Origin of the sequence: Endozoicomonas sp. ALE010, from assembly GCF_049310165.1 — a bacterium.
In the GTDB taxonomy this organism is placed as follows: domain Bacteria; phylum Pseudomonadota; class Gammaproteobacteria; order Pseudomonadales; family Endozoicomonadaceae; genus Endozoicomonas.
On record NZ_JBLYNV010000014.1, the window covers coordinates 46436 to 61465 of the forward strand.

Consider the following 15030-nt stretch of genomic DNA (forward strand, 5'->3'; position numbering starts at 1 on the left):
ATATTGTTATGCTACTGTTGAAATTGTCGGTTATGCAGTGAGTTCACGCTAAATTCATCGGTGCAGTAGGCGTCTGCTGAAATTTTTGGTTAAGAGACTGTCACCCTCTGGTCGCAGTTCAGGACTCACAGAAACTCGTTATCATGTCATTGGTCAGGTTCGCTATGAACTTGCGCTGTTCCTGCCTTCATTAACTAAACCAATGCAATGTGTAATTCTCAGAGTTCGCAGAGAAAAGTTGACTCTAAACTCAAGTTTTAAATCAGTGAATTCAGATCATCAGGTTTTGTGAAAACACTTCTCGAACAAAACTGAAACCTGAAACAAGCTTGTGGAATAAAAGGAGAGAAAATCAAGGAGGTAGAGAAAGGTATATGGCGGTGAGGGAGGGATTCGAACCCTCGGTACGCGATTAACGTACACACACTTTCCAGGCGTGCTCCTTCAGCCACTCGGACACCTCACCATTTGCTCAAAACGCTTATCGCCCCGAACAGGTGGCGTACTTTATATCACCTTTCTCACAAAGGCAAAAAAAATATATACCTACCGACAAAAAAATTACCGAAAGCGATTCAGACCAAACATGTTGCTCCAGCTCTTCACCGGGCATATCAATTAATGGCCCCATGCTGCCATAGCCAGCATTATTCACCAGCATACCCAAATGACCTTGGCTGCCGAGAATATGCTGCACAACCTCATGCACCTGCGACTCACAGGTCACATCCAGTTCCAGCACCTTGATATTCTGCTCTGCCAGCGCCTGAGTGCTTTGCAGGTTGCGGGCGGTTGCCCAGACACGATAGCCTCTTTGCTGAAACTCCAAAGCCAGTTCCCGGACAATGCCACTGGAACATCCGGTAATCAGTACATTTTTATTGTTGGTAGGCATGGTTTTTCTCTTTCAGGCTCTGTCAATAATTTCAGCTTCACGCTAAAGCTTATCTCCAGAGAACGCAAAGCCAGAAGTTTCCTTTGTTTGATATGAGTGGAACCTGTCTGCAGATTCTCTATATATCGAGCCGCCGGGGAAGAACTTGTCCGGATCTGGCGGTAAAGACATTAGTTCTGTTAGCGTATATGAGAATTGTTTTTTAGAGCTAACCTCATAATTGGGAAGCATAAGTGAAATTAAGTACCTATGCCCGGTGGTAAAGGCATTCCACGTATTAGTCTCCCAAAAAAAATCATAACTTGTAAAAAATGCAATATGTTCTGTATGCCCTTTTGTCAACTCTGACTCCAGGCGAGGGAATGCTGGCGCAAAATGAAAATATCGACGTTGTGGTAATGCAAATTCATAAACACACGGGATGTCAACTTTCCCCAAGAATACACCGTAGCCGCTTGTTTTACTGTATTCAGTAATAATATCACTAACTGTATCACCAGCATTACACCAAGAGTAACAATCTAAAATGGTATCATTGAGTATGTACTCAGGTAGCTTATCCACCGGCTCAATATAGTGTTTATCGTCTGGACTTTCTTTATTGCCGGTAAGATAAATTACATTTTTTTCTGAAGCCGTAATTTTTTGAAAATGACTTTTCTCTCTGTCCCCAAGTGGAGCCATTAGAAGCCAGCCTCTTGCTGACTCCAAGGAAGTTAGACCATAGCCACCCCATGATGCTGATTGACTTTGCGCTTTATGAGGAGTGTTAGTTGCTTCCTGTAAACTGTGAAAAACGGATTGCCTGGTGATTGAAGTATTCACTGCTGTCTTCCCCAACATAAATCCATACGTGGAAAGACATTTAAATAGCAAGATAATTCCCTGCCCTAATTTTCAGACCAATTTTTCACAACCGCAGCAGGAGAGCCTTAAGTCCAACAGGCTACCTGCTTAATGACATCTCATGAGCTTCGGAGAAATACGCAATTTAAAAGGCGTCACTATGAGGGGGGATCTTCTGACCGGAACTGCTGTGCATAGTCTGACCAGGAATATTCGGGATGCTCCTGTTCCAGCCTCGCCAGTTCAGCTTCAAGAGATGGTAGCTCCCCTTCAGGCGAAGGCATGTCAATGCCCAGTTCTGAAAGCTTGGACTCCAGCATAGAAAAGTCCGGCGCAGTCGGGAGTTCACCTTCATCCACAACGGTACAGTCTTCAGTGGGAAGATCAGTCTGGTACAGGCTGTCAGTGGCCTGGGCAAATTCCGGATCGGGCCTTGCCTCCAGTGAAGCCAGATCAGCTGAGCCAGGGTTCTGATGATGCACAGCAGACTGTTCTGTATTGTCAGGAGTCCGGTCAGCAGCGGCATCGGTTTCAGCCTGTGGATAACGTTTCACTTCGTCTGAGACCGGGTTATCCACAGCGGGCGGGGATACTGGTTCTTCCCCGACGGCTTCTGGTGTTCTCGGCTGTGCAGTGGTGTCGACGGAAGAAGAGGCCTCTGCGGTCTCAGGTGCAGACTCTGGCACAGAGGGCACGGCCTCCTGAGGGGCAGTCATGTCATCAACCGGCGCAACGGCTGGCGGTGCCTCCGCCTCAAGTGCCAATAACTCTTCTGCTTCCAGTGGCTCCAGGTCGGCTGTTTCCAGAGTTTTGGCGGGCAATTCTTTCTTGACTCTAACACCCAGAGCCAGAAACTGATCCGCCTGGGCAATCAGGTTTCCGCGACCGTGCTTCAGTGTGCCCATGGCATCGTCGTAGGTGGTGCGGGCATTTCCCAGCTGGATATCCAGCTTTTCCATCTTCTCAACAAAAACACGAAGTTTGTCGTACACCTGACGGCCTTTGTCAGCCAGCTTACGGGTGCTGGCATTTTGCCGCTCAATGGTCCACAGATTGGCAACGGTGCGGAGGGTGGCCAGCAGGGTAGTGGGTGTGACAACCACGATGCGCTTCTCAAAGGCATCATTAAACAACTTCTGGTCATACTGGAATGCCGAAATAAATGCCGGCTCTACTGGCATGAACATAAAGACAAAATCAGGGGCCTTTATTTCCGGCAGGCTCGGATAGTCTTTCTGGTTCAGGCTGTTGATATGGTTGCGGATGCTCTGGATATGGCGAACCATGGCAGTATCACGGTCAGCATCGGTCTCAGCGTTGACATACGCCATGTAGTCCACCAGCGACACCTTGGAGTCGATAATCAGATGTTTACCTTCAGGCAGGTGAACAATAAAGTCAGGCCGCTTGTTCTGGCCTTCTTCATCCCTGAAGTTGGGTTCCCGCTGGTATTCCTGCCCCTTGATCAGGCCGCTACTGTCAAGAATGGTCTCAACCTGCATTTCACCCCAGTTGCCCTGGAGTTTCTTGTCACCCTTTAGCGCCTTAGCCAGATTCTCGGCATCGTCGGTCATCTTGCGGTTGAGCTGATGCATGGTTTCCAGCTGCTGTTTCAAAGCCGCCCGGCTGGCACTGTCTTCCCGGTGAGCCTGTTCAACCTTGTTACGGAATTCACCCAGCTGCTCCCTGAACGGTGCCAGCAGTGAATGCAGCTGCTCATGGTGCTGATCAGAGAGCACTTTCCCCCTGGCTTCAAAGATTTCGTGGGCCAGGTGTTTGAACTCCTGCTTGAGGGCTTCCTTGTTTTCCTGAAGCTGCATCAGGGCTTTCTGGTTCTGCGCCTGTTGTTCTTCAAGGCGGGTTTCCAGCTCCTTTACCCGCTGCTCAGCCTGGCTCCGGCCAGAGCGCTCAGCAGCCAGTTCTTTTACCCGATCCTGAAGATCCCTGTTTTTTTCTGCTTCACGCTTGCGCTCTGAAATCAGCATGGCCTCCAGCCGCCCGACCTTCACCTGATGCTGATGGGCCAGCTCGTTAAGACGTGACGTCTCCTGATGCAGAAGGGCTTTGCCAGCGTCCAGCTGTTCCTGCATGACCACGCTCTGTTCCGTCAGCTCGTCCTGCAGATCGGCTTTCTGGTCTGTCAGCTGGGCAATCTGCAGATGCTGGGCATCCACCTCCCGTTCCATTTGCAATCGAAGGCTGTGCTGGGTCTGTCGGCAGACGAACCACGCCATTGCAAACGACAGCAGTGAAGCTAGAGCAACTACGACGAGGGCAGTAAGCGTCATGAAACAATCTCTCTGGAATTACACTGAATGACTTTTTGACAGGTTCATCGAGATAAAAGTTCAGGTCAATAGCAAAAAATCTTGCTAAAGACCTGACTTGCAGCATTTATAGCTGAAAAAATGGCTGCAACAGCCGTGGAACCAGACCTTTGAAGCGCAGAGGGCCGTCCGTTGCAATAAGGCAGATACAGCCTTCGTGGGTATCAGCAACCGGCTGATGGGTGATATCCGGGTCAACATCCGCCACATCGCCCACAGAGAAGCGACCCAGTTCATCGCTGTAGGAGCCCTTAAGGACCAGGGTGAGTTCAGAGCCACTGTGGCCGTGGGACGGCATAAAGGTGCCCGGGGAAATTTTCAGCAGTCGCAATTTGCCCTGGGAAGCTGGCAGAACAAACTGCTTCATGCCCGGAGCCATGGTACGCCAGTGGAGATCACTGAACCATTGGCCAATCATTGGGCGCAGAGGAGCCGGAATATCGCCGTCAGGTTGATCGTCTGGCGTTGTCCGGGTCTCAAAATATGCCTCGTCGACCGGCTCGCCCAACATGGCCAGCATCGAATCCCGGGAGCTTTTGGATATGGATTCCAACGGTTCCTGCTCCATCAGCCCAAGGCCGATCAGCTCAGCGTCTGCAACCTTGTCATGACAGTGGTCACAAACCGCCAGATGACAGGCAACGACCATGGACAGTGCGTCCGGCAGGCTGCAGGCTCCATAGCTGAGCAGAGTACTGTCATCGGGGTGGTGATTGCAGTTCATGACCCACCTCCAATACGAACCCGTAATTTATCAAATGCGAGCCTGAGGCCAGACTTGACACTGCCAATGGGCATGTCCATATCTTCGGCGATTTCTCGATGGGATTTTCCTTCGTAATACACTTTATAAACCAATTGAGCCTGTTGCTGAGGCAGGGCACCCAGGGCATCTTTTAGTCGCCCTGAATCACAGGCCGCCATGCTGGGTGTGTAACCTGCCTCGGGATAACTGTTCAGCGGGGAGAGCATGTCAGGCTTCTCTTTACGAAGCCGATCAATCCATAGATTTCTTGCGATACGAAAAATCCATGTGGACGCTGTTGCTTTTGCCGGATCATAGCTGGAAGTCTTGCGCCATACCGATAACAGGGTTTCCTGAACCAGCTCTTCAGCCAGTTCTTCATTCGCCCCTTTCCTGACCAGAAAGCTTTTCAGCCGCGGGGCGAAGTAGTCGTAAATCTGCATAAACAGCTGTTTATCACGACTTTTCGCCAGACCAACAAGAACGAGCCTGAAGTCCTGCTTTTGCGCTACCTGATCAGGTTTGAATTCCATAGAGGTTTCAACAAGCCGAAGATGTGCCATAATTCTTTAAATTTCTTATACATAAGTGGTTGTACGTAAAAAGTGCCAACAAGGATCTTTCACGATGGATACAGCCACTGTCCTGCATAATACCTCTATTAAACGTCCTGCGTAGCATTTCCTCAACAGAAAATAGCGGTTCTCTCTACCTCATCTGAGAGGTAGAGAGAGGTTGATTGAACAGCCAAATTCACTCAAATCCAGGAGGCTGACCGAGAATAATGACAACGGCCTGCCCCCATGCACCAGAAGTATTATAACAACTGCGGGAGACGCGGGTTTTCAGAATCAGGTTTATTACTCTCCACCCAGTCAATCAAACTATTCTGGCTATTTACCTCTGGTAAGTTTGTGACCGTTTTCACCCACAAGATACCCACCTCTTTTACAAATATCTCGTTGGTCAATGCCCGTGAAGAAACGCCATGTATGCTCTTTGTATGAAGGGCCAGCGGATTTATTCCACTGGTGCCCAAAGACTCTGAATCTGATACGACGTCAGAATCCAGCGCACCACCATCAGGCACCACACTATCAGTGACATCTGGCACCTCAAAATAACGCCGCATTCCGTCCTGCTTTAACTCATTCAGCACGGCTTCCGGCTGCCTCCTCAAATCAATCCCGAAGGGGATACCAAAACCGGCTTCTGCGGATGTCGCTTCTTCAGCGCTCGCACCGAGAGCTTTGAGCACCGGTGCGACCAGGGTAAAACCAATATTTTCCAGGTTGCTATGGCTATCCCCTCCTGAACCATGGGCGAAACTGACTGTATTTTGTCTGTCCAGATTTTCATTTAAAGACCAGCGTGCCTCATAAAAGGGATTCCCTTTCTTTAAGCCCTCAGGCATCCGGAGATTTGCCCCCAGAGGGCTGTAGTATCGTGCAAGAGGGCTACTCTGGTAAATTTTAAGATGGCAATCAGGCAAGATGCTATCAAGTCTTACCTTAAAGCTGGCACCGTTAAAATCGCTCTCGTCAGGAGCAAAGGCGTACACCTGCACAAGCTTGATCTTTGTCGGGTAGTGATTGCCGAAATTATAAGCTTCCATCATTCTTTCCTGGACATCGAAAGGCAGAGATTCAAAAGGAATATCTGTACTGGTGACAAGGGATTTGATCTTCTCAGACGAAGGCTTGATGCCCACACTGGCGATAGAGTAACTGCTATCAGATACGATCGCGTTGGTGAAGTTCAACGCATCGGCAAATGACGCCAGGCTATCGCCATTGGCACGAACAGGTCTCATCACAGGCCCTGCATGCAGAAGAGTACCTTGCCTGACCGGAGGATGCGCAACTGGTGGCTGGAGGACGTTTTGGCTGCTCGGCACTGCCTGTGATCCAGCAAATTGGCCTAACAGTGCGGACATATTGGCTGATGCCGCTGCAAACCCCGCATTTGAAACGGTTCCCTTCTTGCCAAATTCATCCATCTCTTTTTTAAACGCAGCGACCCCTTTTTGCAGCAAAACCTCCGGTTGCGGCTCAGCTGGAGTCACCTGCCCCTGGCCCCCACCTGATTCAATGAGACTTAACTGTTTATTCAAATGGCCAAGTCTGGATGACAAACCTGACCGTGAAGGTCTGAGTGTTTCATCAGTGAGCCCGCCAATCATATGTGTTGCTTGTTCCAGATTACTTCTCGCCGTGGTAATAAGTTCATCTTTAGCAGAAGAATTCGGGTTGCTGGTTAAAGCTTGAATTGGTGCTTCTGCAACATCCAGCACTTTACGGATCTTAACTACTTCGGGGTGATCCTGATAACCACTTACAGTCTGAGCGCTGGCAGCAGTGGGTTGACCGCTGCTTGCCCCTCCTCCCTGAAGCTTATCCAGTCTGCAGCGCAAAGACGAACACATACTTTGCAATCGTTCACGTTCATCACGAAGATCCCTCCCATTCAACTCTTGAATTATTTTTTCACTGATCTGATGCAGATTCGCCTGAACTTCATCCATGTGAGTTTGATTAAGAGGAATTCCATTAACGGCTTCACGATTTTTTTCTTGACCGCTTAACCGGCCTTCAGCCTCGCTAATTAATTTCTCAATGTGCGCAATCACCTTCTCAGCATCCCCCCGGGCAGAAGATTGCATTTTTGCAGCGGCTGCCGATGCAGCGGCTGCCGACGCAGCAGCGGAGTCTTCAAGTTTACTCAACCTCTCCCTCAAATTACTCAGCCTGGCAAAACAATCATCCGCACCCTCTTTCAGAGAGAGTGACTCAACAACCAGCAATGCTGCTTTGGCCTGTTCAACGTGATGCGACTGACTACTGCTAGCGTCCAATTCCATCACTGTTATGATATTTTCAGCTTTCTCAAGCTGAGCGATTAAATGATTTTGTTGGACGTTTTTCTGAATTTCAGAAAAACTTTGTTTAAGAATACTGGACTCCTTAATCAATTGATTTCGCTGATCTCCAGAAGGCATCTTTCTGACAATTGCATCAAGTGAGTCACATTTGGCAGAAAAAGAACTAACTTCCTCTGGTAATTGTTGATACTGAAAACCCTCAAGGTCACTTTTCAGGCCTGCCAGGATTTCGGTAGCAGTAACCACTGAAGACCACTGACGGATACTGATATTTAAGTCGCTCAATCGCTCCTTGAGTTCTTCCTTATGGCACCCGGACTCTGGAGAACTGAGCTTGCTAATCTGATCATCCAACGCTTTAACTTTCCGTTCCAGCGCCTTTATTTCAGTTCTATTGTCTGATTTTGGCTCATTCTGTACCAACGACTGTTTCAGCCCATCTATCTGGCCATGGAACTCAATGACCCTGGCACCCTCTTGCATGGCTAACTGTTGTTGCTGGAGGCCAGCAAGATTGGCTTTAGCCTGATTGTATTGTTCCTGTAGATTCAACGGCAAGTTAAGACCAAGTCGCGCTATGTTCGTTTGCACCGAACTTAATTGGTACTGGAAAGGTTGACTGTGAAAATCCTGCGTTACTCCCTGCTGTAAAAAAACAATTTGAGTGTTCAACGCCGCTAACTCCTTTTCAGCTTGAACTGCATCGTAGTTCGGTGGCGCTGTGGGTGTCATTGTCGGAGCATTCCCCGAAGGTAACAATGGTTTCCCCTCCATGGTGAACGCCGGATTTTCAGCAGGTGGCAAGCCTGGCTCATTTACCCCCTGACTCTCTTGCCCAAGGCTACCAATAGCAGAGCGAGCGGCATCCAGTTTCTGTTGACATTTGTTCATTTCACCAGCAAAGAACTTCATGTCAACAAAATGGGGCTTGTGGATTTTCCCATTCACTCTTACTTCTGTGCCATTCAAAAGATCACATAAACCTTTCGCGACCTCCAGATTATCGCCACTTCCCCCCTGATCAATCGCTTTCTCGCTTTCTTCTTTTACTTTTAGGAAAACATTCATTATGATGCTGGTCTTACGATCCGTTAATTGTGCACGGTGATTAGAGTCTACGGGCAATCCATAGGCCTTAAGGTCTTTAATAAGATTATCTTTTTTCCAGAATGTTGTATGATCCTGTGCAGCCTGAGCACAAGTATCCACTGCGAGCTGCCTGATTCCCCCTTGCGTCATTTCCTTGAAAAAAGTACTTAAAACATACTTATCGACAATTCTGCCATTAAAAACTACAGATGTCGTATTTGCCCCACCGCACTCGTTAAGGCCTGGTGTTTTATTGAAACCTGATACCTCTGGAGGCTGTGTCGGAAATGCCGGACTCTGGGTAGGAAATTGTGGTGTACTCATGAGAAATGCTCCTGGTTGAAAGTTTTTCTGACGAGTTTGATTCTTCGGTCAAAGAAAAGTTCAATTATTTACTTAGATAGCTTTTTCATTTTAATTTTTTTTCATAGCAGGTCTTTTGATTGAATAGGCAGATGATCTTTTATTACAAACTCACACATTCATTCAATTGAAACCTGAAAGCCAAAAACCACAATTACTTTTAGCTTTACACAATTAAGGTTTGAACCTGGTACGAAAGGCTTTTTTACATCATTCAGGCTGACATCTTTCGTCAATCCCGGGGTTTCCACTGCCTCTTCATTGCGCTGCTCCATCTCATCTGCTGGTATCTTCGTTCGGGCATCTTTCGGTCGAATTTCCCGGACAGATTGACGCAGCTCATCCACATTTCCGTTGGATATTTTTATTAACCCGGATATTTCATAAACTGCCCCGAATCTCGCGCGCGACCACATGGATGTCGGAGGTAGGGCGAATGCAAAGCCGGGGACTTTGTCGCTCCAGGAGATTTTGTCAGGAAGCGCGGGGAGTACGGTCGACTGAGCATAACTCACATAAAGCGGCAAAGAACAAGCGAGAGCGGGAGCACGTTGATGAAATATCCGTGTTAAGTTATCCGCCATACTCAGAACATCAGTAATGGCCTGGGGCACGATAGCCTTTGGCGGGAAATATGCTTCTTGAGAATTCTATACCAAGGCTCTTCAGCCCGGGCCAGTCCCAAGTTTTAATCCAATGTGCGTTTTTTGTCATGCTCCACTTGCCTGTTGCACTCATGCGCCTCTTTTTACAGTGGCTGAAACATTATTGATTGATTTTCCATATAAATGGGTGAACCATTACGACACTCTGTTCGTAAATTTTTGGCATGGTACCTTACTGCTCTGATGAAAGGTTTTTGTAGATAAGAATTACTTATTGGCACTCCAACCTTTTTATAGCGAATAAAATCAACAGGGAGTCTCATTTGTGTCCACAAAAGGAATGAACATAGCTGTCGTCGGTTCCGGTATTAGCGGACTCTCCTGCGCCTGGCTACTTTCTAAACAACACAACGTGACCTTATTTGAAAAGGATGATCGCTTCGGCGGCCACAGCCATACTGTGTCTGTGGGCGATGAGAAGCCCATTCCCGTCGATACCGGCTTTATTGTTTTTAATGAGAAAACCTATCCAAACCTGATCGCTTTTTTCAAACACCTGAAGGTGCCTTTTGTCCCTACGGATATGTCGTTTGCCGTTTCTCTGAACAACGGCTCTACTGAGTACGCTGGTACTGATCTTTCCGGACTATTTGCCCAGAAGAGCAACCTGTTCCGTCCGGGCTTCTGGCTAATGCTGGCTGATATTCTGCGTTTCTATCGCAACAGCGAAAAATGGATGGGCAGCCTTGAGCATGAACAAGGCATAGATGCCTCCCTGACCCTTGGCCAGCTGCTGCATCGTGAGCGCTTCAGTCAACGGTTTATTCATGACCACCTGATTCCCATGGGTGCTGCTATCTGGTCAACACCGGCGGACAAAATGCTGGACTACCCTGCTTTGGCTTTTCTGCGCTTCTGCTCAAACCATGGTCTCTTGCAACTGTCGGATCGCCCTCAGTGGCAAACCGTGAAAGGAGGCAGTCGGGAGTACGTTCAGCGGATTATTGATGAGCTGGGTACATCGGCGCTCACCAATCGCTGTATCCGCAAAATAAAACGGTTCCCTGACCGGGTTCAATTGACCGATTTCCAGGGTAAAGACTGGCATTTTGACCATGTGGTTATGGCCTGCCATGCTGACACCACGCTCAGCCTGCTTTCTGAGCCAGACGAGTTTGAACAGCATTTGCTGGGCGCTTTTATGTTTCAACGGAACAAGGCTCTGCTGCACAGCGATGAACGACTGATGCCTGACAACAAAAAGGCCTGGGCCAGCTGGAACTATCTGGGTTCCCATACATCAGACCCTGGCAGTGAACAGGGGCCAGCGGTTACCTACTGGATGAATAAGCTGCAGCATCTCGACGGTCCGCCACTGTTTGTCACGCTGAATCCCCAGCAGGAGCCGGCCACCGATCTGATTCATGGTTGCTACCTGTATGACCACCCCGTGTTTGATCGCGCCGCGATCGAAGCCCAGGAGAAAATCTGGAAGCTCCAGGGCAGAAACCGTACCTGGTATTGCGGTGCATGGATGGGCTATGGCTTCCATGAAGATGGACTACAGTCCGGCCTGGCTGTCGCAGAGAGCCTTGGAGGCATTCGCCGCCCCTGGCAGGTCAAAGGGGAAAATGACCGGCTCCATCGTCCGGATCTGTTTGGCCGCAGCTTTTTTGACCCGGGTGTTGACAGCACGCAACTTGAATCCTCTGAGCCTCGGCAGCAGGAATCTTGAGAATGGAGTCTTCCTCAGGTTCTTCTATTTATGTTGGCGAGCTGATGCACCACCGGTTCAAACCGAAGAAACATCGGTTCTCTTATCAGGTGGCTTCCTGGTTGCTGGATCTGGACACCATTGAGGCGCTGGATCAGCAGCTCTCCCTGTTTTCCCTTAACCGGTTTAATGTTGTGTCTTTTTACCCCCGTGATCATGGTGATGGTTCAGAGACACCGTTGCGGGAACAGATCAACCGGTTGCTTCACGACTATAATATTGAGACACCGGATAACGTCAGCTTACTTTGTTATCCACGGATGTTTGGCTACACCTTTAACCCATTGGCGGTGTACTTTTGCTATCGGGATCAACAGCTGACCGCCATCGTCTATGAAGTCAGCAATACCTTTGGCGAAAGGCATTCCTATGTGGCGGCCGTCGAGTCTGGAGAGCAGCCTGAAAAGCAGTCGGACGATCAACGACTGATAGCGCATAGCAGGCAGATTGTTCAACCAACCCTTCAACAACAGGCCGATAAAGCACTGCATGTTTCCCCTTTCTTTCCCATGGACTGCTATTACCATTTCCGGATCCAGCCCCCCAAAGAGAAGGTTACTCTCGCCATTAACCTGAACGATGCCAGCGGCAAGCTGTTCACTGCCGTGTTCAAAGGGCTGCGCAAAACCATCACCGATCGTTTTATCGTAAAACAGACCATGCTGCTGCCACTGCAAACCATGAAAGTCATGGCGGCCATCCATTGGGAAGCCTTGCGGCTCTGGCTAAAGGGCATATCGATTTACTCACACACGCCAAGACATTTCTTTTTCAGCCATACCCGTGCAGAAACGCGAAAAGCAAAAGAAAAAAATTTTGCGACCTACGCCGCGATGAACGGTGAGAAAGCAAAATATTTTTCACAAAACAATACAGCGAACAGGGGGAAGAAACCATGAACTCAACCAGCTCCACGGAGATCACCAGCAAACCCTGGTTCCCTGCGCTGAGAAATGTACTCTCCTGGCTGGAAAAACGATTGGTCAAGGCGGGGGTGAGCAGAATTGAGCTGCGCATTGATGGCAACGAAAGTGTGATGGTGGGGCAGTTCCGGTCAGGTACACCCATCCCCTGTCTGCATATCCATAATCCGGTGGGGTTAATCCAGCAAGGCAGCCAGGGGTTACTGGGCTGGTCAGAGTCGTTTATTAATGGCGACTGGAGCTCTCCGGACCTGAAAGCGCTGACCGACTGGGCCATGGCCAATGAAGACAATCTGCAGGAGGTGATGACTGCCAACTGGTTCAGCAATCTGTTTAACCGGGTGTTGCACAAAATACGCCGTAACAGTCGCTCCGGCAGCCGTCGCAATATTGCCGCGCATTATGACCTGGGCAACGACTTTTACCAGCTATGGCTTGACCCGACCATGACCTATTCAAGCGCCCTCTATTTTGATGAGCATGAGGACCTGGAAACCGCACAGGGCAATAAGTACAACACCATTATCGACTGGCTTGAGCTTCGTCCGGGGCATTCCGTGCTTGAGATAGGCTGTGGCTGGGGCGGCTTTGCCCGGGCGCTGAATCAGCGGCACCAGGGCGCATACAAAGGGATAACACTGTCGCAGGAACAGCTGGCCTATGCGCAACAGATGTCGGACAACCAGTCCCATCAGTTCAGTCTTACGGATTACCGGGATATCCATGAGCAGTATGATCGTATCGTTTCCATCGAAATGATTGAGGCCGTGGGTGAAGAGCACTGGCCGGTCTATTTTGAAAAACTGTACCGCAGCCTGAAACCCGGAGGTTCCGCCGTTATCCAGGCCATTCTGATTGACGACGCCCGTTTCGAGGAGTATCGCCGCGGTGTTGACTTTATTCAGCGCTACATCTTCCCTGGCGGTATGTTGCCCTGTGACAGGGTGATGCAAGAGCAGGCCAAAAAGGCCGGTTTGGCCATAACCAATACCCTCTCTTTCGGTCTCGACTATGCAAGAACGCTGGATGAATGGAAACGGCTTTTTCTTTCGGCCTGGCCTGCCATTGAACAGCTCGGATTTGATCAGCGCTTTAAACGCCTGTGGCAATTTTACCTGGATTACTGCACGACCGGTTTCCAATTCAGGAGTATTGATGTTTGCCTCTACAAACTCACCAAACCTGTGTCAGGGGAGGCCGCATCATGCGAGTCGCGTTAACAACAATAAAAGATTGGACGTCGGGACGGGCCTGGCTCCTGACCCTACTGTTTATGCTGACGGGGTGCTCAGCCATGAATATTGAAGATTATGCAGCTAGTGAACCAAGTCTGAAAATTGAACACTACTTTGCCGGGGAAACCGTTGCCTGGGGCATGTTTCAGGACCGGTTCGGCAATGTTCAACAGCGGTTCAAGGTGTTGATGACCGGAGAAGTCAAAGACGGTGTACTGACTCTGGATGAACGCTTCATCTATTCCGATGGTAACGAGTCAACCCGTATCTGGAAGGTCAACATTATGGGTGACGGACAGTACCTGGGAACCGCCGGAGATGTCGTTGGCCAGGCCATTGGTCGCAGTGCCGGCAATGCCTTTAACTTCAAATACCAGATGCGTCTGCCCATCCGTGGCCGGGAGTGGGTGGTGACCTTTGATGACTGGATGTTCCTGCAAGAAGATGGCGTTTTACTGAATGTCGCCACCATGAGCAAATGGGGGATCAAGCTGGGTACGTTGACGGTCGCCTTTGAAAAACCCGGGCCAGAAGAAAAACCATAAAGGCAGCAGATATGAATTCTACTCAGGATACAGCGCCTTCTAATGCTCCGGTGGTCTGGATCACCGGAGCCAGCCAGGGCATTGGCGAAGCCGTTGCCATTGCCCTGGCCCGGGAAGGAATGACCGTAGCGGCCAGTGCCCGAAATGAGGATCGGCTGGCAGCACTGGCCAGGCAATCAGAGGAACTGCCGGGCAGGATCGTTCCCTATCCGCTGGATGTGACGGATCAAACGGCCGTAAATGAGACGGTCAACAAAATCATTGATCATCATGGTGCCGTTGACCAGGCGATTTTAAATGCCGGTACCTATATCGCTTCACCTGCTGCGGAGTTTACCAGCAATGTAGTGCGCCAACAGATGGAGCTGAATCTGATGGGTGTCTGCCACTGCCTTGAGCCACTGATCGCTGCCATGAAAAAACAGGGTAAAGGGGTGATTGCCATTAATGCGTCGCTGGCAGGCTATCGAGGCCTGCCCAAAGCAGCAGGCTATGGTGCCAGCAAGGCGGCGTTAATCAATATGGCGGAATCCCTGAACTCAGAGCTCTGGCAAGAGGGTATTGATATCAAAGTGATCAACCCGGGTTTTGTCAAAACACCATTGACCAGCAAGAACCGGTTCCCCATGCCTTTTCTGATGGAGGTGGATAAAGCGGCGGAGGTCATCGTCAAAGGGATGAAGGGGCGGCAGTTCGAGATTCGCTTCCCGCGCATGTTTGCCGCCATCCTGGGGCTTCTGCGTCACCTGCCCTACTCGCTTTATTTCTGGTTGGTCCGTAAGACCGGATAAGCACCAATTCA

At 49.5% G+C, this 15030-nt stretch carries 12 protein-coding genes and 1 tRNA gene; 5 read left to right on the forward strand and 8 right to left on the reverse strand.

Going from position 1 to position 15030, the window contains the following annotated elements:
• Positions 1–375: 375 nt before the first annotated feature.
• From ACO6UY_RS08340 to ACO6UY_RS08375, 8 genes are all read right to left on the reverse strand, one after another.
• Positions 376–466: transfer RNA gene (locus ACO6UY_RS08340), tRNA-Ser, on the reverse strand.
• Between the two features lie 15 nt (positions 467–481).
• On the reverse strand, positions 482–895 hold the full coding sequence (locus ACO6UY_RS08345; RefSeq protein WP_422447251.1) for an SDR family NAD(P)-dependent oxidoreductase: 414 nt from the start codon (positions 893–895) through the stop codon (positions 482–484).
• Positions 896–937: 42 nt separating this feature from the next.
• Complete coding sequence (locus ACO6UY_RS08350) at positions 938–1720, reverse strand: hypothetical protein (protein WP_422447253.1); 783 nt, start codon at positions 1718–1720, stop codon at positions 938–940.
• Between the two features lie 179 nt (positions 1721–1899).
• Entirely contained in the window at positions 1900–3975 is a 2076-nt protein-coding gene (rmuC, locus tag ACO6UY_RS08355) for a DNA recombination protein RmuC (protein ID WP_422489605.1), read from the reverse strand.
• A 160-nt stretch (positions 3976–4135) separates the two neighbouring features.
• Positions 4136–4792 carry a ChrR family anti-sigma-E factor gene (locus ACO6UY_RS08360; protein ID WP_422489607.1) on the reverse strand — a complete coding sequence of 219 codons (657 nt, stop codon included), beginning with the start codon at positions 4790–4792 and terminating at the stop codon, positions 4136–4138.
• A complete protein-coding gene (locus ACO6UY_RS08365; protein WP_422489609.1) occupies positions 4789–5346 on the reverse strand; it encodes a sigma-70 family RNA polymerase sigma factor in 558 nt (185 codons plus the stop codon). The genes ACO6UY_RS08360 and ACO6UY_RS08365 overlap by 4 nt, the downstream gene beginning before the upstream one ends.
• Positions 5347–5630: 284 nt before the next feature.
• Entirely contained in the window at positions 5631–8117 is a 2487-nt protein-coding gene (locus ACO6UY_RS08370) for a hypothetical protein (RefSeq protein ID WP_422489611.1), read from the reverse strand.
• Positions 8118–9265: 1148 nt separating this feature from the next.
• Complete coding sequence (locus ACO6UY_RS08375; RefSeq protein WP_422460502.1) at positions 9266–9730, reverse strand: hypothetical protein; 465 nt, start codon at positions 9728–9730, stop codon at positions 9266–9268.
• Between the two features lie 346 nt (positions 9731–10076).
• On the opposite strand from ACO6UY_RS08375, the gene ACO6UY_RS08380 reads away from it, so the two are divergent.
• Genes ACO6UY_RS08380 through ACO6UY_RS08400 form a run of 5 tightly spaced genes read left to right on the forward strand, consistent with a single transcriptional unit; the run spans position 10077 to position 15019 of the window.
• The gene (locus ACO6UY_RS08380) at positions 10077–11486 is read left to right on the forward strand and encodes an NAD(P)/FAD-dependent oxidoreductase (RefSeq protein WP_422460500.1); all 1410 of its coding nucleotides are present in this window, start codon (positions 10077–10079) and stop codon (positions 11484–11486) included.
• A 2-nt stretch (positions 11487–11488) separates the two neighbouring features.
• On the forward strand, positions 11489–12424 hold the full coding sequence (locus ACO6UY_RS08385) for a DUF1365 domain-containing protein (protein ID WP_422447267.1): 936 nt from the start codon (positions 11489–11491) through the stop codon (positions 12422–12424).
• On the forward strand, positions 12421–13668 hold the full coding sequence (locus ACO6UY_RS08390) for a class I SAM-dependent methyltransferase (protein ID WP_422447269.1): 1248 nt from the start codon (positions 12421–12423) through the stop codon (positions 13666–13668). The genes ACO6UY_RS08385 and ACO6UY_RS08390 overlap by 4 nt, the downstream gene beginning before the upstream one ends.
• The gene (locus tag ACO6UY_RS08395) at positions 13653–14228 is read left to right on the forward strand and encodes a DUF3833 domain-containing protein (protein ID WP_422489613.1); all 576 of its coding nucleotides are present in this window, start codon (positions 13653–13655) and stop codon (positions 14226–14228) included. The genes ACO6UY_RS08390 and ACO6UY_RS08395 overlap by 16 nt, the downstream gene beginning before the upstream one ends.
• 11 nt (positions 14229–14239) lie before the next feature.
• Positions 14240–15019, forward strand: a complete 780-nt coding sequence (locus ACO6UY_RS08400) for an SDR family NAD(P)-dependent oxidoreductase (RefSeq protein WP_422489615.1) — start codon at positions 14240–14242, stop codon at positions 15017–15019.
• Positions 15020–15030: the final 11 nt, after the last annotated feature.